Raw genomic sequence first — 20,162 nt, forward strand, 5'->3', positions numbered from 1 at the left:
GACTCGAGTTCATGTGTCGACGCCATCATCAGGGCCGACGCAGGCGACCGCGGCTGAACCAGTATCGCCTGATGCGTAACGGCTAGCGCGCAGTTAGCGAAGTCTGCGGCCTGAATCAGAGTGTCTTCGAGAGCGTAGAGGGCATGGGGTGGATCGGGGACTATCTTTAACATTATCCAATTCCTTGTAAGTGCGGCGACCTCTCTGCTGTCAAACAGAAGGGTGGCAGCGGTACGTGGGTTGACAGACCGGTGGAATTGGCAAGTTCCGGCGCACGCAAGCGTGCCCACACGTACAGCCGCCATAAAGATAGCTGTATGCCAAATACCGTCGCGGCCTGTCAAAGCCGTGTCGCTGATGTGCAGCAACAGGCCGAGACTAGAGCGCCAGCAGGGCGACCGCAACGGAAAACAGGCGGCTGAAGTATGTTTGGGAAATGGACTACAAGAAAGGGAAAAAATCTGATTTCCGAACACAAACAGAAACCAGCCGGACCCAGAACTGACCTTTACTCAGGGCCGCCAAAGGTACAAGCGCTGCCTCATGCCGTGTTCGCGACGCTGTTTCGTACAGCTACAGCGTCCGTAGCATCTCCCAGAACGATGCCCCTACGCCCGTGATACTTTCACCTGCAATCAACCCAGCTGCCGCTGTGATCGCAAAGCGCTCCGTGACGCTCGGCCATCGGCAGTTGACCAGCCATGTGAGCACTGCGCCAAAACCCATCATCATCGCGATCGACGCCGGCAATATGAATGCCAGCCCCAGTGCGGCGGTGCTCGGCAGCCAGCGGGCCGCCCGTTGCGGTAGTAGGCTGTCCAGCGTGCCCAACAGCACGCCTACAGCGCTGGCAGCCAAAATCGCCCAGCGAATCTCCGGCGACAGTGCTCCCAGCCCAACTGTCAGCGTCTGGGCCACCGCTTTCCAGGTCGCGACAGCCGGCGCAGGCCACTCCTCGGTAAGCAGCATGGCCTGCGGATCCGGGATCAGCATCAGGTAAACCAGCACGCCGACCACGCTGCCGATGAAAATACCGATGCATTGGGCAACGAGTTGCTTGTGCGGGGTCGCGCCGATCGCCAGGCCAACCTTGAAATCGTTCATCAGGTCTGTGGATTGCCCGGCCGCGCCACCCGCCGTGTTGGCGCTCATCAGGTTGATGGCCACCTGGCCGGGGGCGATCAGGCCGAAGCCGAGCTGCGACAGCTTGCCAATGGCGCCAATCGGTGCGATGCCGGTGGCCCCCACGACGCGCGCGGCGACGACGGCAAGGCAAATCGCCAAAGGAATGCTCAACAACGCCATCCACCAGTCGATCCCGAACAGCAGCGCCTGCAGGGCGACGACCAGAGCGACGGATAGCAGCAGGCCGGATGCAGGCCCTGGCGAAAACCGTATCCTGGCGCGCGGCGCCCGATGTGCAAGCGCATTTGCAGGCAACCGCCGTGACACTCGGAGCAGACGAACTGCCAATGAAGTCAAGGTTGCACAGACCATCAGGCTAACGCCCGGCCACAACAGCCACTCCACAAGCGCGGCGAACTGGGGGCCGCTGGCGTTCGGGGCGATCACTACCAATGCGTGGTCGATCAGCCACGGCGCTAGCCCGCCCCAGGCCAGCGCGGCGCCGAACAGCAACGTCAGGCCAACTCGAATGCCGATGATGCCGCCAAAGCCGATGAGCAACAGCGAAGGATCGACAGTAAAGGTCAGGCGCTCGAGCGCAGGCGTGGGTGCCCAGCGTGGTAGCGCCCAGACGAAGCCGTCAATCCACTTCACCAGCCCTGACAGCAGCGCGGCACTGCACAGAACCTTGATGCGAGACATGGCTTCGCGCCCATGATGGTAGATCTGCTGCAGCGTTTCCAGGGTCGCCATGCCTTCGGGGAACTTCAGGTCATGGTCGTTGAGCAAGGCGGGGCGCAGATACCAGGCGATCCAGATGCCCAGGAAACTTACGGAGAAAACCCAGGCCATCATCGGCACCGGGTCCAGTTGGTGGCCGGTGAGCAGCGTATAGGCAGGGATCGGCGCCACCAGCCCGCCGGAAATGATGGAAGCGGCGGCCGAAGCCACGGTCTGGTTGATGTTGCTTTCGTGCAGCGTCCAAACGGGCCGCTCCTTCTTGCGGCCCGCGATACCCTGCCACAGGGCGAAGCCGATCAGCAAAGCGATGATCGACATGTTGAATGACCAGCCGATCTTGAGCCCCGCATAGACATTCGATGGCGTGAGCAAAATGCCCAGCATCGCGCCGGTGAGCACAGCCCGCAGGCTCAGCTCACGTTCGATGCGAACCCTTGGGAGGGCGGCGGCTGGAGCATGTCCCATTACAAATCCCTTTCTAGATGGCGCAAGCGTTGTCTGCACAACTGAGCCCGGAAAGCCACGAAGGTTCAGTGGCAGCCAGTGTGACCCGGCTGGCAAAGAGATTTGAAAAATTTTGGCCCGGTTTGGCTATCTGTCAGTTATTGCGGTGCGCCGATGGGTAGCGCTTTTGAAATGGACGGTGCAATGGGCGATGAGACAAGCCACTGCAAATCGTGAGCAAAAGAAAGCCCGCCGGGAGGGGCGGGCAAAGGAGCGTCTATCACGTAGGGATAGCTTTAGTCTCTGCCTAGTGCCGTGAAAATTGAGTGAAAGAAAAGTCAGTGCGATGTGACGGGCGTCACTCCCATAACGCCTGCTGCACCTGTCATCGCTCTTGGCGCTGCTGCAGCGCAGTGCCAAAACCTCTCTGGCATGAAAGGCCTGTGTGGGCTCATTCGAGCCGGGGAAAACCGATTTTCTGAAAACAACCAGAAACCTGAACTAAAAAGCCCGGGGCTTTCACAAGCCCCGGGCCCTTTCTTCAGCAGCAAACCACTATCAGTGGAACTGCTCTTCTTCGGTCGAACCGGTCAGTGCCGTCACCGACGATGCGCCACCCTGAATCACGGTGGTCATGTCGTCGAAGTAGCCGGTGCCCACTTCCTGCTGGTGCGCCACGAAGGTGTAGCCTTTGCTGGCGTCGGCGAATTCCTGCTCCTGCAGCTTCACGTAGGCGGTCATGTCGTTGCGGGCGTAGTCGTGCGCCAGGTTGAACATGCCGTGCCACATGTTGTGGATACCAGCCAGGGTGATGAACTGGTGTTTGTAGCCCATGGCCGACAGCTCGCGCTGGAATTTGGCGATGGTGGCGTCGTCCAGGTTCTTCTTCCAGTTGAAGGAAGGCGAGCAGTTGTACGACAGCAGTTGGTCCGGGTATTCCTTCTTGATCGCTTCGGCGAAGCGGCGGGCTTCGTCCAGGTCCGGCTTGGCGGTTTCGCACCAGATCAGGTCGGCGTACGGCGCGTAGGCAAGGCCGCGGGCGATGGCCTGGTCGAGGCCGGCGCGGACCTTGTAGAAGCCTTCACGGGTACGCTCACCGATCACGAACGGCTGGTCGTACGGGTCGCAGTCGCTGGTCAGCAGGTCGGCGGCGTTGGCGTCGGTACGGGCCAGGATGATGGTCGGTACGCCCGATACGTCAGCGGCCAGGCGCGCTGCAACCAGCTTCTGCACGGCTTCCTGGGTAGGTACCAGGACCTTGCCGCCCATGTGGCCACACTTTTTCACCGAGGCCAGCTGGTCTTCGAAGTGCACGCCGGCGGCGCCCGCTTCGATCATGTTCTTCATCAGCTCGTAGGCGTTCAACACGCCGCCGAAACCGGCCTCAGCGTCCGCCACGATTGGCGCGAAGTAGTCGATGTAGCCTTCGTCGCCCGGGTTCTTGCCGGCTTTCCACTGGATCTGGTCGGCGCGGCGGAACGAGTTGTTGATGCGCTTGACCACAGTCGGTACGGAGTCGACCGGGTACAGCGACTGGTCAGGGTACATGGACTCGGCCGAGTTGTTGTCGGCGGCCACCTGCCAGCCAGACAGGTAGATGGCCTGGATGCCGGCCTTGACCTGCTGCACTGCCTGGCCGCCGGTCAGGGCGCCCATGCAGTTGACGAAATCTTTTTCTGGGCGGAAGGACGGGTGGGCACCCTCGGTGACCAGCTTCCACAGTTTTTCTGCACCCAGGCGGGCCAGGGTGTGCTCCGGCTGCAGGGAGCCACGCAGGCGAACGACATCGGCGGCGGTGTAGGTACGGGTCACGCCTTTCCAGCGCGGGTTTTCGGCCCAGTCTTTCTCGAGGGCTGCAATTTGCTGTTCGCGTGTCAGTGCCATGGAAATAAACCTCGTCGCATCGATCTTGGGGTAATTGTGCTGATGCTCACGAAGCGAATCAGGGGTGTGGCGGCTGTCCTGTTCGGGGGAGTGCGGCGGCGAACGCGAAGGCTCGAAGGGGGAAGGAGTTGCAGCCTGGGCGAGGGCATGCGCCGGCAGGTCGGCTCGTGGATGCCTTGCTGCGGTGCTACGCGATTGCCAGAACTGCGGTGATCCGCTTCCGTCCCTCGGGACAACTTCTTCGTTGCAGTCGCAATCCCGTCGAACCGCCTTGTGGGCCGTATAGACACGAGGTGCCTCCAAGGGTGGGAGGAGGGCGCCTCGAAGGCCCTTGCCAGGGCCCCTGATTAGCGGGAGCGAGGCCATCATGCCCTTGGGAAAAAGAGCCTGTCAAATGTTTTGTAGTGCTTTTTTGGGCTTACTACATCTTTGGTCTAATGCGACTTGTTGGTCAGTTTCAAGGCCTTTGGTCGAGGCCTTGATTTGCCTGGGATCAGTCGAGAAGGTCGACTTTGACACGTAAAGTCATGTTTTCACCCCGTTGGGTGCTGTAAGTGTGGCTTGACGCGCTGAGATCGGCCTGGCTCTGCTGGTTGAACCCAGCCAGGGTAATCCACTCACCGAGCTTGCCGGTGACCGTCGTGTCGGTACTTTGTACTTTCACTACATCAGCACGTTCATGGCTCATTCGGTCATTATTGGTGCTTATTTGCAGGCGAACGGTTTCGCCGATCAGGCTTGGGGTCACGTAGAAACCCTGGGTCACATTACGGTATTCGGTGTTGCTCTGGATGCGCCCATAGCCGTCGGTGCTGGTACTGGTGACAGGGATGCTCTGGCCGACCTGGATCAGCGCCGGTTGGCCTTCGCTGGCCTGGACCTGTTGCAGGCCACCATCCCGGTTGCTGGTGCCGTAATGGATGATGCGCGCATTGCCACGGTTGTCCTGATAGTTGCTGTCGTTGTTGTCGACGCTGATCATCAGGCGCTTGGGCGCGGTGTCCAGCTGTTGCAGCAGGGCGCGCAGGTCGTCTACGCGTTCGGGGCTGGCAGTGACGATCAACTTGTTCTCGAAGGCGCTGACGCTACCGTCCTTGCCAATGAACGACTGGGCGGCGGGCAGCAGTTCGGCGCTGCTGCGGTGCTGCAGCGGCAGCACTTCGGTGGCGGCTTGGGCGGCCAGGCTGGCGGCCAGCAGCAGGGAAGTTAGAAAGGGGCGTAGCGCCATGTCCATGATCTCCGCAGGTGGAATCAACATGATGGCAAAATTGTGCGACTCGTGCCGGTTGTCCATCACAAGGTGTCTTTTATCCTGCTTTTATTCTATAAGATATAAATTATAGTCATCTGGATAATTCAGGATATTGCCATGAGCCTTGCCCGCCCGATCTTCCGCCGCGAACAGTTGGCTCAAGCCCTGGTACGGGACCTGGCCGGCGAATCGTTCGTCGACTACAGCTCGGGTATGTTCCTCGCTGCGCCAAGGCGCACGGGCAAGAGCACCTTCCTGAACAACGACTTCATTCCAGCCTGCCTGGAGCGTGGCTGGCTGCCGGTGTATGTCGACCTGTGGTCTGACCGTGATGCCGACCCTGCCGAGTTGATCAGCTGTGCCATCGGCAGCGCTCTGGCGCGTTTTGAAAGTACCTTGGCCAAAGCCGCGAAGAAGGCGGGTATCGACAAGATCAACCTGCTGCGTACGCTCAGCTGGGATTTCACCCGCCCGCAACTGCCCGCCGGTACCACGCTGGCCCAGGCACTTGCGGTGCTGCATCAGGTGTGCGGGCAAATGGTGGTGCTGGTGGTGGATGAGGCGCAGCATGCCCTCAACAGCGAGGGTGGGCTGAACGCCATGTTCGCGCTCAAGGCGGCGCGCGATCACCTCAACCGGGGTGACCGCCCCGATGGCCTGCGCCTGGTGTTTACCGGGTCCAGCCGGGACAAGCTGGCCAATCTGGTGCTCAAGAGCAAGCAGCCATTCTATGGCGCCAGCATCACTGCGTTTCCGCTGTTGGGGCGGGACTTCGTCGACTTCGTGACCGGTGTCTGGAATGGCCGTCTGGCGGCCAGCAACCAGTTCAAGGCCGAGGACCTGGAGTATGCCTTTGAGCGTGTTGGCCGGCGCCCGGAGATGCTCGGCAAGCTGCTCACCGAGGTGAGTATCGGGCTGGGCGAGGCAGGCAACCTTGGCGAGCTGCTGCGCACCGGTGCGCTGAACCATCAGGCCGGGGTGTGGAGCGACTACGAAAGTGCCTGGAACGAGCTGTCTGCCTTGCAACAGGCGGTGCTGGCAGTGATGGCCGAGCGCACGCGGGCCCGGCAGCCGTTCTCGCCCTTCACCGAACAGACCTTCATCGACGTCAATCGCAAGCTGGAACAGGCTGCTGCCGAAGCCAACGCCACGACACCCAATGTGCAAAAAGCCCTGGATGCCTTGCGGGAAAAGGAGCTGGTGTGGAAGGCCAATCGCGGCGAGTACGCGCTGGAGGATGTGGCAATGGCCGAGTGGCTGGCGCGCGGCTAGGGCTGGCCCGCTCGCGGTGGTCACTGCCAGACAAATTCCGTAACATCCCGCCCTTCGATTGTTTTCAGTACCGGCCGCCTGGCCCTGCATCACAGGACACCCATGAAACCCGCCCGACTTCGCGCCGACCTGCTCGCCGGCCTGACCACTTCATTCGCTCTGGTGCCCGAGTGCATCGCTTTCGCCCTGGTGGCGCACCTAAACCCGCTGATGGGCCTGTACGGCGCCTTCATCATCTGTACCCTCACCGCGCTGTTCGGCGGCCGCCCGGGCATGATCTCCGGTGCTGCCGGCTCGATGGCGGTGGTGATCGTCGCCCTGGTGGTGCAACACGGTGCGCAGTATCTGCTGGCCACCGTGCTGTTGGGCGGTGTGGTGATGATCTTGTTCGGCCTGTTGCGCCTGGGCAAGCTGGTGCGCCTGGTGCCGTATCCGGTGATGCTTGGCTTCGTCAACGGCCTGGCGATCGTCATCGCCATGGCCCAGCTGGAGCATTTCAAGACGGGTGAGCAGTGGCTCAGCGGCACGCCCCTTTGGCTGATGATCGGCCTGGTGGCACTGACCATGCTGGTGGTATACGTGCTGCCAAAGCTGACCCGTGCCGTGCCGCCAGCGCTGGTGGCGATCCTCGGCGTTGGCCTTTTGGTGTACCTGCTCGACCTGCCAACCCGCACCCTTGGCGACATGGCGCACATTGCTGGTGGGCTGCCGACGCTGGCCCTGCCGGATGTGCCCTGGAACCTTGAAACGCTGAAGATCATCGCCCCTTACGCGGTGCTGATGGCCATGGTCGGCTTGCTGGAGACCCTGCTGACCCTGAACCTCACCGACGAGATCACCGAGAGCCGCGGCTACCCGGACCGCGAGTGCGTGGCCTTGGGTGCAGCCAACATGGTTTCCGGCTTGTGCGGTGGCATGGGCGGCTGCGCGATGATCGGCCAGACGGTGATCAACCTCAGCTCCAATGGCCGCGGCCGGCTGTCCGGCGTGGTGGCGGGGGTGATGATCCTGCTGTTCGTGCTGTTCCTGTCGCCGCTGATCGAGCGTATCCCGTTGGCGGCGCTGGTCGGGGTAATGTTCGTGGTCGCCCAGCAGACATTCGCGTGGGCGTCCTTGCGCGTGCTGCACAAAGTGCCGGTGAGCGATGTGCTGGCGATCATTGCCGTGACGGTGGTCACCGTGTTCACCGACCTGGCCACGGCCGTACTGTTCGGCATTGTCATCGCGGCGGTGAATTTTGCCTGGCAGCATGCGCGGGAGCTGTATGCCGACAGCCATGAAGACGCCGAGGGGGTCAAGCATTACCAGGTGCATGGCACGCTGTTCTTCGCCTCGGTCACGCCGTTTCTCAACCAGTTCGACCCTGCGGGTGACCCGGCCAAGGTTACCCTGGATTGTCAGCACGTGAGCTTCGTCGATTACTCGGCAATTGCTGCGTTGAAGACCTTGCGCGAGCGGTATGCCAAGGCGGGCAAGCAGCTGCGGGTGGTGCATCTGTCCGAGCGCTGCAAGAAACTGTTGAAGCGCGCTGGCGAGCAGCACTGAGTTTTTGCGGGGGCTGTGCTGGCCCTATCGCCGGCATAGCCCTCGCGGCTTCACTCCCCGCGATTCTTCTTCACAATGCCGTCAGCAATGCTCGCCGGCGCCTCGGCATAACGGGTGAACTCCATCGTGTAGCTGGCCCGCCCTTGGGTCATCGAGCGCATCGAGGTGGCGTAGCCGAACATTTCTCCCAGCGGCACCTCGGCACGGATCACCTTGCCGGCGGGGGTCTCGTCGCCATCTTGGATCATGCCGCGGCGCCGGCTCAGGTCGCCCATGATGTCGCCTTGGTATTCCTCGGGCGTGACCACTTCGACCTTCATCACCGGCTCCAGCAACACCGCTCCGCCTTTTTGCGACAGCTGCTTGGTAGCCATGGAGGCAGCGATCTTGTAGGCCATCTCGTTGGAGTCGACGTCGTGATAGGAGCCGTCGAACACCGCAGCCTTGAGGCTGATCAGTGGGTAGCCGGCAAGCACGCCGTTCTTCATCTGCTCCTCGATGCCTTTCTGGATCGCCGGGATGTACTCGCGGGGTACCACGCCGCCAACGATCTCGTTGATGAACTCCAGGCCTTCCTTGCCTTCATCGCCCGGTGCAAAGCGGATCCAGCAGTGCCCATACTGGCCGCGCCCGCCGGACTGGCGAACGAAGCGGCCCTCGATCTCGCAGGTGTTGCGGATCTTTTCGCGGTAGGCCACCTGGGGCTTGCCGATATTGGCCTCGACGTTGAACTCACGCCGCATGCGGTCGACGATGATGTCCAGGTGCAGTTCGCCCATGCCTGAAATGATGGTCTGGCCGGTCTCCTCATCAGTGCGCACGCGGAACGAGGGGTCTTCCTGGGCCAGCTTGCCCAGGGCGATGCCCATTTTCTCCTGGTCGGCTTTGGTTTTGGGTTCTACGGCCACGGAGATCACCGGGTCCGGGAAGTCCATGCGCTCGAGGATGATCGGTTTGTCCATGTCGCAAAGCGTGTCGCCGGTCGTCACGTCCTTCATGCCGATCAGGGCGGCGATGTCGCCGGCGCATACATCCTTGATTTCTGCACGTTGGTTGGCGTGCATCTGCACCATTCGGCCGATGCGCTCCTTCTTGCCTTTGACCGAGTTGAGCACTGCGTTGCCGGAACTGAGCACCCCGGAGTACACCCGGGCAAACGTGAGCGTGCCGACGAACGGGTCGGTCGCGATCTTGAACGCCAGGGCCGAAAACGGTTCGTTGTCGTCGGCGTGGCGCTCCAGGTGTTTCTCTTCGTCGTCCGGGTCGGTGCCCTTGATTGCCGGGATTTCGGAGGGCGCGGGCAGGTAGTCGATCACCGCATCGAGCATCAGCGGCACGCCTTTGTTCTTGAACGAGGAGCCAAGGATGGTCGGCACGATTTCGTTGGCAATGGTGCGCTGGCGCAGGGCGGCCTTGATCTCGTCGATGCTCAGCTCCTCGCCATCGAGAAACTTGGTGGTCAACTCATCATTGGCCTCGGCCGCCGCTTCGACCATGTGCGCACGCCATTCGTCGGCCAGTGCCTTGAGTTCGTCCGGGATTTCTTCTTCGCGGTAGGTGGTGCCATGGTCGGCGTCGTTCCAGTAGATCGCCTTCATCTTCACCAGGTCGATCTGGCCGATGAAGTTCTCTTCGCTGCCGATGGCCAGCTGGATGGGTACTGGGTGATGCCCCAGGCGCTTGTCGATCTGTTTGACCACGCGCAGGAAGTCTGCGCCTTGGCGGTCCATCTTGTTGATATAGGCCAGGCGCGGGACGTGATACTTGTTGGCCTGGCGCCACACCGTCTCGGACTGCGGCTCTACCCCGTCGGCACCGCTGAACACCACCACGGCGCCATCGAGCACGCGCAGCGAACGTTCCACCTCGATGGTGAAGTCGACGTGGCCGGGGGTATCGATGATGTTGAAACGGTACTTGTCGGCGAACTGCTTGGTCGAGCCCTGCCAGAAGGCCGTGGTCGCCGCCGAGGTGATGGTGATGCCGCGTTCCTGTTCCTGGGCCATCCAGTCCATGGTCGCGGCGCCATCGTGCACCTCGCCCATCTTGTGGTTGACCCCGGTGTAGAACAGGATGCGCTCGGTGGTCGTGGTCTTGCCGGCATCCACGTGGGCGACGATACCAATGTTGCGGTACAGCTCGATGGGCGTTGTGCGGGCCATGACGGACTACCTGCGGATGAGCGGATTCTCCCAAGGTAGCAGAGCGGGAGAATCCTGCTTTACCGCCGGGCCGTCAGTCGGCCTGGGCTTGCAGCAGCCACTGGCCGTCCACTTCGCGGGCAACGCCGCTGGCGGGCAGCAGGGCCAGCAGGCGCTCGTGCAGAGCCGCTTCGGTGAAGGTCTTGAGGGTGGTCAGGTCCAGGGCACCGACCGGGTTCAGGTCTGCCTTGGTGTACGACAGCCAGGCTTTTTTCAGTACCTGCGCCACGTCGCTGCCGGCTGTGGTGGCGAAACGGCGGTGCCATTGGCGACCATCGAGGGTGAAGCTGTGGGCGTGGGTATAGGTGCTTTCGTCGCCACCTTCGGTGCAGCGGTGGCAGCGGCACGGGCCTTCGCCGAAGGCGTTGCGCAGGTAAGCGTTGAAATCCACGACGGGCTTGAGGGTCAGGCGTTTGTCGACCTCGAACAGGTCGGCGATCAGGGGTTCTTCGGCGCTCACTCGGTGTCCTCGTGTGGTGTGGCGTGCATCGGCGGGCACCCTAACAGATCAGGGCGGGGGTGGCCATTAGAGACAACTGCGCACAGCTGCCGTACTCTACGCGCCCGCAAGCCTGCATCCAACACCGAGGTAACCCCGCTTGAGCACCCAGTTCCCGTACACCGCCACCGTCACCATCAGCGCCGAAGACCGTGGGGGCGATATCGAGGCCTCGGAAAACCCCAGCATGCGTGTTGGCCTGGAAGCCGTGACCGAAACCCTGAAGAAGGTGCATTTCGTCGGCACGCTCGCGGCTCCGGAAAAGCCGGCCACGCATATCTGCGTGACGCTGGAGAACGGCCTTACCTACTACGGCCCGATCGTCAACGGCCACGCCGAACTCGAAGGCGGCTGGATCGCTTTCGAGTCCGACATGCTCACCCCGGAAGAGCTGGGCCTGTAAGCCTCAGTTCAACTCGACCAGGCACTGCTCGAAGATGTTCAACCCTTCTTCGAGCACCTCGGCTTCGATGGTCAGTGGCGCCAGCAGGCGAATGATGTGTCGCGCCTTGCCGCTGGGCATCAGCAACAGGCCTTTTGCCCTTGCTGCATCCATGACCTTGGCCAGCTGAGCGGGGGCAGGGCTGCCGTCTGCATTGACGAATTCGATCCCGCGCATCGCGCCGACGCCTGTCAGGCGTCCGATGACCGGGAAGCGTTGCTGCCAGCGTTCAACCCGGCTGACGATGGCCTGCTCCTGGCGCTCGCCCCATGTGGCGACGTTCTCATCGGTCATCTGCGCCAGGCTCGCCAGCGCCGCTGCACAGGCAATCGGATTGCCCGAATAGGTCCCGCCGAGGCCGCCCTTGGGCAGCGCCGCCATCAACGCCTGGCGCCCGACCACCGCCCCCAGCGGCATGCCGCCGGCGATACTCTTGGCCAACAGCAGCAGGTCTGGCTCGATGCCCAGCCGCGGGAAGGCGAAGCGCTGGCCGGTGCGGCCGAAACCCGACTGGATCTCGTCGATGATGATCAGGATCCCGCGCTCGTCGCAGAAACGGCGCAGCGCCTGAGCAAAGGCCGGGTCCAGGGCGAGGAAGCCCCCTTCACCTTGCACGGGCTCCAGGATGAACGCCGCCACGTCCTCTACTGCCAGCTCGACGCTGAACAGGCGGTCCATGGCCTTGAGCGCCTGCTCGCAAGTGACGCCGGTATCGGCGCTGGGGTAGGGCAGGTGGTACACCGGCCCCGGCAGTTCACCGACGCGTTGTTTGTAGGGGGCGACCTTGCCGTTGAGGTTCAGGGTTGCCAGGGTGCGGCCATGAAAGCCGCCATCGAAGGCGATGATGGCGCGCTTGCCGGTGGCACCGCGGGCGACTTTGAGGGCGTTTTCCGCCGCTTCTGCGCCACTGTTGGTAAGCATGCCGGCCAGCGGGTAGCTGACCGGCACGAACGCGCGCAGGCGCTCCATGAGCTCCAGGTAAGGGCCGTGAGGCGCCGCGTTGAAAGCATAGTGGGTCAGGCGCGTGGCCTGGGCCTGGATGGCCGCGACCACGGCCGGGTTGCAGTGGCCCAGGTTGAGCACGCCGATGCCGCCGACGAAGTCGATGTAACGTTTGCCGTCGGTATCCCAGACTTCGGCATTACGGCCATGGGAAAGTGTAATCGGATGAACGATGGCAATGGATTGGCTGATACTTTCCAGATTCATGGGCACGCGGACCTTGTTCGAGTTTCTTAATATCGAAGCGCGCCGAAGTGTTGTTCCGCAAACGAATTATTCGATTGCGTTCATTCCCTGGATTCGCGAACTTGGTCAATCTCCCTCTGCCACGCGTTCAGCAATCCACTGCACGAAGGCCCTGATCTTCGGCACCTCTGCCGCATGCTCGGCATGGGCGATGAAGTGCCGGCCATTGCTCGCCACCGGGTGGTCCCACGCCACTACCAGCTTGCCTTCGCTCAACTCCTCGGCCACCAGATAGCGCGGGATCAGGGCGATGCCGCAACCGGCGATGGCCGCTCGGATGCACAGGTAGAACGTGTCGAAGCGCGGCCCGTGGTAGCTGTTCTGGCTGTGCAGGCCCAGCCCCAGAAACCATTCGTGCCAGGCCTCCGGGCGTGATGCGCATTGCAGCAAGCGGTGTTCGGTGAGGGCTTGGGCACTGTCGAAGCGGTGCCTGGCCTGTAGCTGCGGGGTACACACCGGCACCACCTCTTCGCTGAACAGTTCGATGCAGGTCGCCCCTGGCCAGGTGCCCTGGCCGAAAAAGAAGGCGATGTCGGCCTTGGCCTGCACCAGGTCGAACGGCTCCAGTTCGTTGCGGATGTCCAGGTGGATGCGCGGGTAGCGGTCACCGAAGCCCTTGAGCCTGGGCACCAGCCAGCGCGCACCGAAGGTGGGCTGGGTGGCGATGCGCAGCACTTCGGTTTCGTCGCCATAGCTGAGGATGTAGCGGCTGGAAATGTCGATCTGGTTAAGGATCTTGTTCACTTCGGTCAGGTACAGGGCGCCCGCCGGCGTCAGGTGCAGGCGCCGGCGAATGCGCTGGAACAGCGAGTGCGCCAGCATTTCTTCAAGTTGCGCGACCTGCTTGCTGACGGCGCTCTGGGTCAGGTGCAGTTCCTGTGCCGCCCGGGTGAAGCTCAGGTGGCGGGCGGCCGCTTCGAAGCACTGCAGGGCGGTAGTCGAGGGCATCAGGCGTTTGGACATGGCAGGCGCGTACCGAGCAAAAAAGGAAGGAGTTCATTCCGTATTGGAATCATGTGCTTCGAAAAGGTCGTTTGTTGACCTCGCCCTATAGATTAATACTGACCTGGATCAACGATTACAACCGGTACTGCGAAGAGGAGGCAAGTGCACCGCCGGCGACTTCAAAACAAGAAAAAAGAGCATCACGACTTACAAGAATTCTGCTCCAACTTTTTCAGCCGTCCCTGCGGCGGCCGACCCATTCGAGGGTTCTCCATGGCTTCGCTAGAAAACAAGAAACAGCGTTCCCTGCAGCACGGCCTGACCTCCCGTCAGGTGTCGATGATTTCCATTGCCGGCATCATTGGCGCCGGCCTGTTCATCGGTTCCTCCAACGCCATTGCCACCGCTGGCCCGGCCATTCTCATCTCCTACGCCATGACTGGCCTGCTGGTGTTGCTGGTGATGCGCATGCTTGGCGAAATGGCCATCGCCAACCCCAACAGCGGCTCCTTCTCCACGTACGCCTCCGAGGCCATCGGCCCCTGGGCAGGGTTCACCATCGGCTGGCTGTACTGGTGGTTCTGGGTGCTGATCATCCCGGTCGAAGCCATCGCCGGGGCTGACATCCTGCATGCCTACTTCCCGGCGGTACCGTCCTGGCTGTTCGCCTTCCTGATCATGTTCTTGCTGTCGGGCACCAACCTGGTCAGCGTGAAGAACTTCGGTGCGTTCGAGTACTGGTTTGCCCTGGTCAAGGTAATCGCGATCATTGCCTTCATCGTGGTCTGCAGCCTGGCTGTGTTCGGCTTCTGGCCGCTGGCCGAAGTCTCAGGGGTGAGCCGGCTTTGGGACAGCGGCGGGTTCATGCCCAATGGCTTCGGTACGGTGCTCGGTGGCGTGCTGATCACCATCTTCTCGTTCTTTGGCGCCGAGATCGTCACCATTGCCGCTGACGAGACCGCCAACCCGAAAGACAAGATTCGCCGCGCCACCAACCTGGTGGTGTACCGCATCGCGATCTTCTACCTGGCCTCGATCTTCCTGGTGGTGTCGCTGGTGGCCTGGAACGATCCGCAACTCAAGGCCGTGGGCTCGTTCCAGCGGGTACTTGAGGTGCTGAATGTGCCCGGGGCGAAACTGCTGGTCGACCTGGTGGTGCTGGTGGCGGTCACCAGTTGCATGAACTCCGGCCTCTATACCGCTTCGCGGATGCTGTATTCCCTGGGTGCCCGCGGCCAGGCACTGAGCATGACCAAGCGTATCTCCGGTGCTGGCGTGCCGACCGTGGCGGTGGTCCTCTCGACCCTGGCAGGCTTTGCCGGCTGCTTCGTCAACTACGTATTCCCCGGCAAGGTGTTCGGCTTCCTGCTGTCGACCACCGGTGCGATTGCCTTGCTGGTGTACCTGGTGATTGCCGTCTCGCAGTTGCGCATGCGGGCCCGGGCTGATCGAGAGGGGCGGCCGCTGGAGTTGAAGATGTGGTTGTTCCCCTGGCTGACCTGGCTGGTGATCGGCACCATCGTGATGGTACTGGGCTACATGCTGTTCAGTGATGCGTACCGTTATGAGACGCTGATGACGGCCGGGGTGACGTTGTTCATCGTGCTGGTTTCGCTGACCCAGCGGCGTGCCAGGGCGGTGGCGCAGCCTGCCTGACCCTTGCGGGGCGCTTTGCGCCCCGCATTTTCATTGGCCCATGCCCAACGCGGCGCTACCATGCAGCTTGCATCCCTTCCCATTCCAAAAAGCACAGGAAGCGTATGACCGTACAAGCTCTCTCCCTGCAGGCGCTGGCCGCACCCGACGGCATTTGCTACGGCTGCGGCGTTGCCCACCCCAGCGGCCTGCATGTGCAGAGCCATTGGGACGCCGACGGTATCCATCTGCTGTGCCGTCACACGCCCGACACCACCTTCACCGGCTGGCCGGGGCTCGTCTACGGCGGCCTGCTGGCGATGCTGGTCGATTGCCACTCCAACTGGGCTGCCATGGCTTACCACTACCGGGCCGAAGGGCGTACCCCCGGCAGCCTGCCGCGTATCGACTGTGTCACCGGCAGCCTGGGCCTGAACTACCTCAAGCCCACACCCATGGGGGTCGAGCTGCTGCTCAAGGCGCGTGTGGAAGGCGAAGTCGGGCGCAAGACACGGGTAATCTGCGAGGTCTGGGCGGGGGATGTGCTGACCGTCTGCGCCGATTCGGTGTTCGTCCGTGTGGATACCGAAAAGCTCAAGTTCAAGGCCCATGGCCAGGTGAGCTGACAACGGCAGGAGAGCCCCATGACCCGCTGTAAGCGCGAGCTGCCCGGCCACCGTTGGTTGTGCACCTGGACGGTGTGTGATGCCCATTGAGTTGATACCTGCCACCGATGCCCACCGCACCTTCGCCCGTGACCTCACGCGTCGGGCCATGCTGGCGTACTACCGGGAGTTCGATCTGTTGTGGATCGAAGAAGCGTTCGATCAGGCCTGGGATTGGCGCGAGCAGTGGCTGGTCGTAGACGGGGACCGCGTGCTGGGCTTCTGCAGCCTCAGCAAGGATCGCCAGGCATTGTTCATTCGCGAGCTGCACCTGCTGCCTGAGCATCGCGGGCAAGGGGTTGGCAGTTGGGTGCTGCAAGCGCTGGCTGCCAAGGCGGCGCAGCAGAGGCTGCCGTTGCTGCGCTTGATGGTGTTCAAGAGCAACCCGGCGCGGCGGCTGTACCGGCGCCAGGGGTTTGTCGAAATGGGCGAGGATGAGTGTTTTGTGCGTATGCAGAAGGTGGTCGGCTGATCTTTGCTGATCGAGCTTGCGGCCCTAGGTGCTGGCTCAATACTGGCTTGCGACCCCGGCGTGCGATGGGCATAGTGACCGAGCAGTCTGCAAGAGCCCACAGGGTTGTGAGCAGTATCCGACGATGGCTAGGGAAGCAGGAGAAGCATCAGTATGAATGGGCTCGGTACGCGTCTTAGGGAAGAGCGTGAACGGCTGGGGATGACCCAGCGGGTGTTTGGTGATATCGGCGGCGTCGAGCCCAATGCCCAGGGCAAATATGAAAGTGGCGAGCGCACACCGAGGGTCGATTACCTGGCTGCCCTGACGGCCAGAGGAGTCGACGCGCTCTATGTACTCAGCGGTGTGCGCACCCCGGCGCCGCTGGAAAGCCTGACGGCGGATGAAACCGGTTTAGTGGCTGCGTTCAGGCGCCTGGCGGCCGACGACAAAGCGGCGTTTAGGCATTTGCTGGAGCGCCTGATGGGCGATGCAGGCCGCAGTGAAGCGATGCGGCCACAGTGGCGTGAGCGTAGGACATTTCCGAAGGAAGTTTTACGCTAGGCCCGTCTTGAAAAATTTTGTTAAGGTGGCGGGATCCAATCGCCCTGTTGACGAGGTGTCTGCTTGATTAGGGTCCTAGTGGTCGACGACCACGATCTGGTGCGAACCGGTATTACACGCATGCTGGCCGATATCGACGGCTTGCAGGTAGTGGGGGAGGCGGATTCGGGCGAGTCGGCGCTCAAGCTGGTCCGGGAGCTCAAGCCGGATGTCGTGCTGATGGACGTCAAGATGCCTGGTATCGGTGGCCTTGAGGCTACCCGCAAATTGTTGCGTAGCCACCCTGACACCAAGGTGGTGGCCGTGACCGTGTGTGAAGAAGACCCGTTCCCCACGCGCCTGATGCAGGCCGGGGCGGCCGGCTACCTGACCAAGGGCGCGGGGCTGGACGAGATGGTCCAGGCCATCCGTCTGGCGTTTGCCGGGCAGCGTTACATCAGCCCGCAGATTGCTCAGCAACTGGCGCTCAAGTCGTTCCAACCGCAAGGGTCGCCGTTCGACGCCCTGTCGGAGCGGGAAATCCAGATCGCCCTGATGATCGTCGGTTGCCAGAAGGTTCAGCTCATCTCGGACAAGTTGTGCCTGTCGCCCAAGACCGTCAATACTTACCGGTATCGGATCTTTGAAAAACTCTCGGTCACCAGCGACGTCGAACTGACCTTGCTGGCCGTTCGCCACGGTATGGTCGACGCAAGCCTCTGAACCTCATGTCCCAAGTCTTTGATGCCAGCGCGTTCCTGGCGACCTGTAGCGCTCGCCCGGGCGTCTACCGGATGTTCGATAGCGAGACTCGGCTGCTCTATGTGGGCAAGGCCAAGAACCTCAAAAAGCGTTTGGCCAGCTATTTCCGCAAGACCGGCCTGGCGCCTAAAACCGCTGCGCTGGTAGGGCGCATCGCCCAGGTCGAAACCACCATCACTGCCAATGAGACCGAGGCGCTGCTGCTCGAGCAGAACCTCATCAAGCAGTGGCGGCCGCCGTACAACATTCTGCTGCGCGACGATAAATCCTACCCGTATGTGTTTCTGTCCGACGGCCAATTCCCACGGCTGGGCATTCACCGTGGCGCGAAAAAAGCCAAGGGGCGCTACTTTGGTCCATACCCCAGCGCCGGGGCCATCCGCGAAAGCCTCAGCCTGCTGCAAAAAGCCTTCTCGGTACGCCAATGCGAGGACAGCTACTACGCCAACCGTACCCGCCCATGCCTGCAGTACCAGATCAAGCGCTGCAAGGGGCCGTGTGTGGGGCTGGTCGACGCAGAGGAATATGCCGAGGATGTGCGCCATTCGGTGATGTTCCTCGAGGGCCGCAGCCAGCAGTTGGGCAATGAGCTCAATGCCGAGATGGAAAAGGCCGCGATGGCCCTGAACTTCGAGAAGGCAGCCGAGCTGCGCGACCAGATCGCCTTGCTGCGCCGGGTCCAGGACCAGCAATACATGGAAGGCGGGTCTGGTGATGTGGATGTGGTCGCCGCCTTCGTCAACCCCGGTGGCGCCTGCGTGCACCTGATCAGCGTGCGCGGTGGGCGGGTGCTGGGCAGCAAGAACTTCTTCCCGCAGGTCGGTATTGAAGAAGAGGTGGCCGAAGTGATGGCCGCTTTCCTGTCCCAGTACTACCTGGGCAATGCCGAGCGCGAATTGCCGGGTGAGTTGATCGTCAACGTGGTGCACGAGGACTTCGCTGCCATCAGCGAGGCACTGCAAACCCTGCGCGGCCGCGAGCTGACCATCAGCCACCGCGTGCGTGGCACCCGTGCCCGTTGGCAGCAACTGGCGGTGACCAACGCCGAACAGGCGCTCAATGCCCGCCTGGCCAACCGCCAGCACATGGCTTCGCGGTTCGAGGCCCTGGCCGAGGTGCTGGGCCTGGACGAAGTGCCCCAGCGCCTGGAGTGCTACGACATCAGCCACTCCAGCGGCGAGGCGACGGTAGCCAGTTGCGTGGTATTCGGCCCCGAAGGCCCGCTCAAGTCCGATTACCGTCGCTTCAATATCGAAGGCGTGACCGCCGGCGACGACTACGCCGCTATGCACCAAGCCCTGACGCGCCGCTACGGGCGTATCAAGGACGGCGAGGGCAAATTGCCTGACGTGCTGCTGGTGGACGGCGGCAAGGGCCAGCTGAACATGGCCCGCGAAGTGATGCAGGAGCTGGCCTTCACCGACCTGACCCTGCTCGGTGTGGCCAAGGGCGTGACCCGCAAGGCCGGTTTCGAGACCCTTTACCTCAATGACGTGGCGCACGAGTTCACCCTCAAGGGCGACAACCCGGCGCTGCACCTGATCCAGCAGATCCGCGACGAAGCTCACCGTTTTGCCATCACTGGCCACCGCGCCCGCCGCGGCAAGGCCCGCCGTGTGTCCAGCCTGGAAGACGTTGCCGGGGTAGGGCCCAAGCGCCGCCGCGACCTGCTGAAACATTTCGGCGGCCTGCAGGAGCTCAACCGCGCCAGTATCGATGAAATCGCCAAAGCCCCCGGCATCAGTAAAAAGCTTGCCGAGTCGATTTATGCCAGCCTGCATAGCGAGTAGAATGCGGGCTCAACCCGCAGCCAGTCGTACCGATGAATATTCCAAACCTGCTCACCGTTCTACGCGTCCTGCTCATTCCGATCTTCATCTTGCTGTTCTATATGCCCTATCACTGGAGCTATATGGCCGCCAGCACGGTGTTCGCCATCGCCGCCGCCACCGACTGGCTGGACGGCTACCTTGCCCGTCGCCTGCAGCAGAGCACGCCGTTCGGCGCGTTCCTCGACCCTGTGGCCGACAAGCTGATGGTCGCCGTAGCCCTGGTGCTGCTGGTGCAGGTGCACGCCAACTTCTGGCTGACCCTGCCGGCCGCCGTGATCATCGGCCGCGAAATCGTCGTTTCGGCCCTGCGCGAGTGGATGGCTGAACTGGGGGCGCGGGCGCATGTGGCGGTGTCCAACCTCGGCAAGTGGAAAACCGCAGCGCAAATGCTGGCGCTGATCATCTTGCTGGCCAACCCGCCGCTGGTGACCTTCTGGGTGATTCTGGGCTACGGGTTGCTGCTGGTTGCCGCTGCGCTGACGCTGTGGTCCATGGCCCATTACCTGTTGGCCGCCTGGCCGCACCTGCGTGAAGGTTCGGAACAAAAATAAAACTTTTTTGAATCAAGGGGTTGACGCCGTTTTAGATATCGCTAGAATGGCACCCATCACGACGCGGGAATAGCTCAGTTGGTAGAGCACGACCTTGCCAAGGTCGGGGTCGCGAGTTCGAGTCT

Annotated in this window: 17 protein-coding genes; 10 read left to right on the plus strand and 7 right to left on the minus strand. The window is 62.2% G+C overall.

The features are described 5' to 3' along the window. Nucleotides 1–573: 573 nt before the first annotated feature. The 3 genes from BLX42_RS22415 to BLX42_RS22425 all read right to left on the minus strand — a co-directional run bounded on the left by BLX42_RS22415 (nucleotide 574) and on the right by BLX42_RS22425 (nucleotide 5,422). On the minus strand, nucleotides 574–2,331 hold the full coding sequence (locus BLX42_RS22415) for an OPT family oligopeptide transporter (RefSeq protein ID WP_161872659.1): 1,758 nt from the start codon (nucleotides 2,329–2,331) through the stop codon (nucleotides 574–576). A gap of 537 nt (nucleotides 2,332–2,868) precedes the next feature. Continuing rightward, nucleotides 2,869–4,194, minus strand: coding sequence for an isocitrate lyase (aceA, locus tag BLX42_RS22420; protein WP_012315229.1), 1,326 nt, complete (start codon nucleotides 4,192–4,194; stop codon nucleotides 2,869–2,871). Nucleotides 4,195–4,687: 493 nt separating this feature from the next. Further along, nucleotides 4,688–5,422 carry a secretin N-terminal domain-containing protein gene (locus tag BLX42_RS22425; RefSeq protein WP_161872660.1) on the minus strand — a complete coding sequence of 245 codons (735 nt, stop codon included), beginning with the start codon at nucleotides 5,420–5,422 and terminating at the stop codon, nucleotides 4,688–4,690. A gap of 141 nt (nucleotides 5,423–5,563) precedes the next feature. On the opposite strand from BLX42_RS22425, the gene BLX42_RS22430 reads away from it, so the two are divergent. Both BLX42_RS22430 and BLX42_RS22435 read left to right on the plus strand, forming a co-directional pair. Beyond that, the gene (locus BLX42_RS22430) at nucleotides 5,564–6,718 is read left to right on the plus strand and encodes a hypothetical protein (RefSeq protein WP_161872654.1); all 1,155 of its coding nucleotides are present in this window, start codon (nucleotides 5,564–5,566) and stop codon (nucleotides 6,716–6,718) included. Nucleotides 6,719–6,820: 102 nt separating this feature from the next. Then, nucleotides 6,821–8,263 carry a SulP family inorganic anion transporter gene (locus BLX42_RS22435; protein ID WP_115274354.1) on the plus strand — a complete coding sequence of 481 codons (1,443 nt, stop codon included), beginning with the start codon at nucleotides 6,821–6,823 and terminating at the stop codon, nucleotides 8,261–8,263. A gap of 50 nt (nucleotides 8,264–8,313) precedes the next feature. Here BLX42_RS22435 and fusA read toward each other — a convergent pair whose 3' ends face one another. Then, a complete protein-coding gene (gene fusA, locus BLX42_RS22440) occupies nucleotides 8,314–10,425 on the minus strand; it encodes an elongation factor G (RefSeq protein WP_046785674.1) in 2,112 nt (703 codons plus the stop codon). A gap of 73 nt (nucleotides 10,426–10,498) precedes the next feature. Next, nucleotides 10,499–10,924: a hypothetical protein gene (locus BLX42_RS22445; RefSeq protein WP_046785675.1), complete on the minus strand. Its 426-nt coding sequence runs from the start codon at nucleotides 10,922–10,924 to the stop codon at nucleotides 10,499–10,501. A 139-nt stretch (nucleotides 10,925–11,063) separates the two neighbouring features. Here BLX42_RS22445 and BLX42_RS22450 point away from each other — a divergent pair, with 139 nt between their 5' ends. Continuing rightward, complete coding sequence (locus tag BLX42_RS22450; protein WP_012315223.1) at nucleotides 11,064–11,366, plus strand: hypothetical protein; 303 nt, start codon at nucleotides 11,064–11,066, stop codon at nucleotides 11,364–11,366. Between the two features lie 3 nt (nucleotides 11,367–11,369). Here the strand turns inward: BLX42_RS22450 and BLX42_RS22455 are convergent, their stop codons facing one another. Both BLX42_RS22455 and gcvA read right to left on the minus strand, forming a co-directional pair. After that, nucleotides 11,370–12,614: an aspartate aminotransferase family protein gene (locus BLX42_RS22455; RefSeq protein WP_161872655.1), complete on the minus strand. Its 1,245-nt coding sequence runs from the start codon at nucleotides 12,612–12,614 to the stop codon at nucleotides 11,370–11,372. Between the two features lie 105 nt (nucleotides 12,615–12,719). Next, the gene (gcvA, locus tag BLX42_RS22460; protein WP_161872656.1) at nucleotides 12,720–13,616 is read right to left on the minus strand and encodes a transcriptional regulator GcvA; all 897 of its coding nucleotides are present in this window, start codon (nucleotides 13,614–13,616) and stop codon (nucleotides 12,720–12,722) included. A gap of 255 nt (nucleotides 13,617–13,871) precedes the next feature. Between gcvA and BLX42_RS22465 the strand changes: the two genes are divergently transcribed. The 7 genes from BLX42_RS22465 to pgsA all read left to right on the plus strand — a co-directional run bounded on the left by BLX42_RS22465 (nucleotide 13,872) and on the right by pgsA (nucleotide 20,037). Continuing rightward, the gene (locus BLX42_RS22465) at nucleotides 13,872–15,254 is read left to right on the plus strand and encodes an amino acid permease (RefSeq protein WP_161872657.1); all 1,383 of its coding nucleotides are present in this window, start codon (nucleotides 13,872–13,874) and stop codon (nucleotides 15,252–15,254) included. Nucleotides 15,255–15,358: 104 nt separating this feature from the next. Continuing rightward, a complete protein-coding gene (locus tag BLX42_RS22470) occupies nucleotides 15,359–15,859 on the plus strand; it encodes a PaaI family thioesterase (protein WP_161872658.1) in 501 nt (166 codons plus the stop codon). A gap of 79 nt (nucleotides 15,860–15,938) precedes the next feature. Beyond that, the gene (locus tag BLX42_RS22475; RefSeq protein WP_046785678.1) at nucleotides 15,939–16,370 is read left to right on the plus strand and encodes a GNAT family N-acetyltransferase; all 432 of its coding nucleotides are present in this window, start codon (nucleotides 15,939–15,941) and stop codon (nucleotides 16,368–16,370) included. A gap of 153 nt (nucleotides 16,371–16,523) precedes the next feature. Then, a complete protein-coding gene (locus tag BLX42_RS22480; RefSeq protein WP_115274359.1) occupies nucleotides 16,524–16,913 on the plus strand; it encodes a helix-turn-helix domain-containing protein in 390 nt (129 codons plus the stop codon). Nucleotides 16,914–16,976: 63 nt separating this feature from the next. Beyond that, on the plus strand, nucleotides 16,977–17,615 hold the full coding sequence (uvrY, locus tag BLX42_RS22485) for a UvrY/SirA/GacA family response regulator transcription factor (protein ID WP_012315215.1): 639 nt from the start codon (nucleotides 16,977–16,979) through the stop codon (nucleotides 17,613–17,615). 5 nt (nucleotides 17,616–17,620) lie between these two features. Continuing rightward, nucleotides 17,621–19,444 carry an excinuclease ABC subunit UvrC gene (gene uvrC, locus BLX42_RS22490; protein ID WP_115274360.1) on the plus strand — a complete coding sequence of 608 codons (1,824 nt, stop codon included), beginning with the start codon at nucleotides 17,621–17,623 and terminating at the stop codon, nucleotides 19,442–19,444. Between the two features lie 32 nt (nucleotides 19,445–19,476). Then, on the plus strand, nucleotides 19,477–20,037 hold the full coding sequence (gene pgsA / locus BLX42_RS22495) for a CDP-diacylglycerol--glycerol-3-phosphate 3-phosphatidyltransferase (protein WP_046785681.1): 561 nt from the start codon (nucleotides 19,477–19,479) through the stop codon (nucleotides 20,035–20,037). The last annotated feature ends 125 nt before the right edge of the window (nucleotides 20,038–20,162 follow it).

It is taken from the genome of Pseudomonas sp. SG-MS2, assembly GCF_009933855.1.
Lineage (GTDB): Bacteria > Pseudomonadota > Gammaproteobacteria > Pseudomonadales > Pseudomonadaceae > Aquipseudomonas > Aquipseudomonas putida_E.

Excerpts from the sequence above, each read along its gene's own strand:
- BLX42_RS22480 (WP_115274359.1), top strand. The coding sequence starts at position 16,524 with ATGAATGGGCTCGGTACGCGTCTTAGGGAAGAGCGTGAACGGCTGGGG.
- uvrC (WP_115274360.1), top strand. The coding sequence starts at position 17,621 with ATGTCCCAAGTCTTTGATGCCAGCGCGTTCCTGGCGACCTGTAGCGCT.
- gcvA (WP_161872656.1), bottom strand. The coding sequence starts at position 13,616 with ATGTCCAAACGCCTGATGCCCTCGACTACCGCCCTGCAGTGCTTCGAA.
- BLX42_RS22435 (WP_115274354.1), top strand. The coding sequence starts at position 6,821 with ATGAAACCCGCCCGACTTCGCGCCGACCTGCTCGCCGGCCTGACCACT.
- BLX42_RS22430 (WP_161872654.1), top strand. The coding sequence starts at position 5,564 with ATGAGCCTTGCCCGCCCGATCTTCCGCCGCGAACAGTTGGCTCAAGCC.
- BLX42_RS22470 (WP_161872658.1), top strand. The coding sequence starts at position 15,359 with ATGACCGTACAAGCTCTCTCCCTGCAGGCGCTGGCCGCACCCGACGGC.
- pgsA (WP_046785681.1), top strand. The coding sequence starts at position 19,477 with ATGAATATTCCAAACCTGCTCACCGTTCTACGCGTCCTGCTCATTCCG.
- BLX42_RS22465 (WP_161872657.1), top strand. The coding sequence starts at position 13,872 with ATGGCTTCGCTAGAAAACAAGAAACAGCGTTCCCTGCAGCACGGCCTG.
- BLX42_RS22455 (WP_161872655.1), bottom strand. The coding sequence starts at position 12,614 with ATGAATCTGGAAAGTATCAGCCAATCCATTGCCATCGTTCATCCGATT.
- aceA (WP_012315229.1), bottom strand. The coding sequence starts at position 4,194 with ATGGCACTGACACGCGAACAGCAAATTGCAGCCCTCGAGAAAGACTGG.
- fusA (WP_046785674.1), bottom strand. The coding sequence starts at position 10,425 with ATGGCCCGCACAACGCCCATCGAGCTGTACCGCAACATTGGTATCGTC.
- BLX42_RS22475 (WP_046785678.1), top strand. The coding sequence starts at position 15,939 with ATGCCCATTGAGTTGATACCTGCCACCGATGCCCACCGCACCTTCGCC.
- BLX42_RS22425 (WP_161872660.1), bottom strand. The coding sequence starts at position 5,422 with ATGGCGCTACGCCCCTTTCTAACTTCCCTGCTGCTGGCCGCCAGCCTG.
- BLX42_RS22415 (WP_161872659.1), bottom strand. The coding sequence starts at position 2,331 with ATGGGACATGCTCCAGCCGCCGCCCTCCCAAGGGTTCGCATCGAACGT.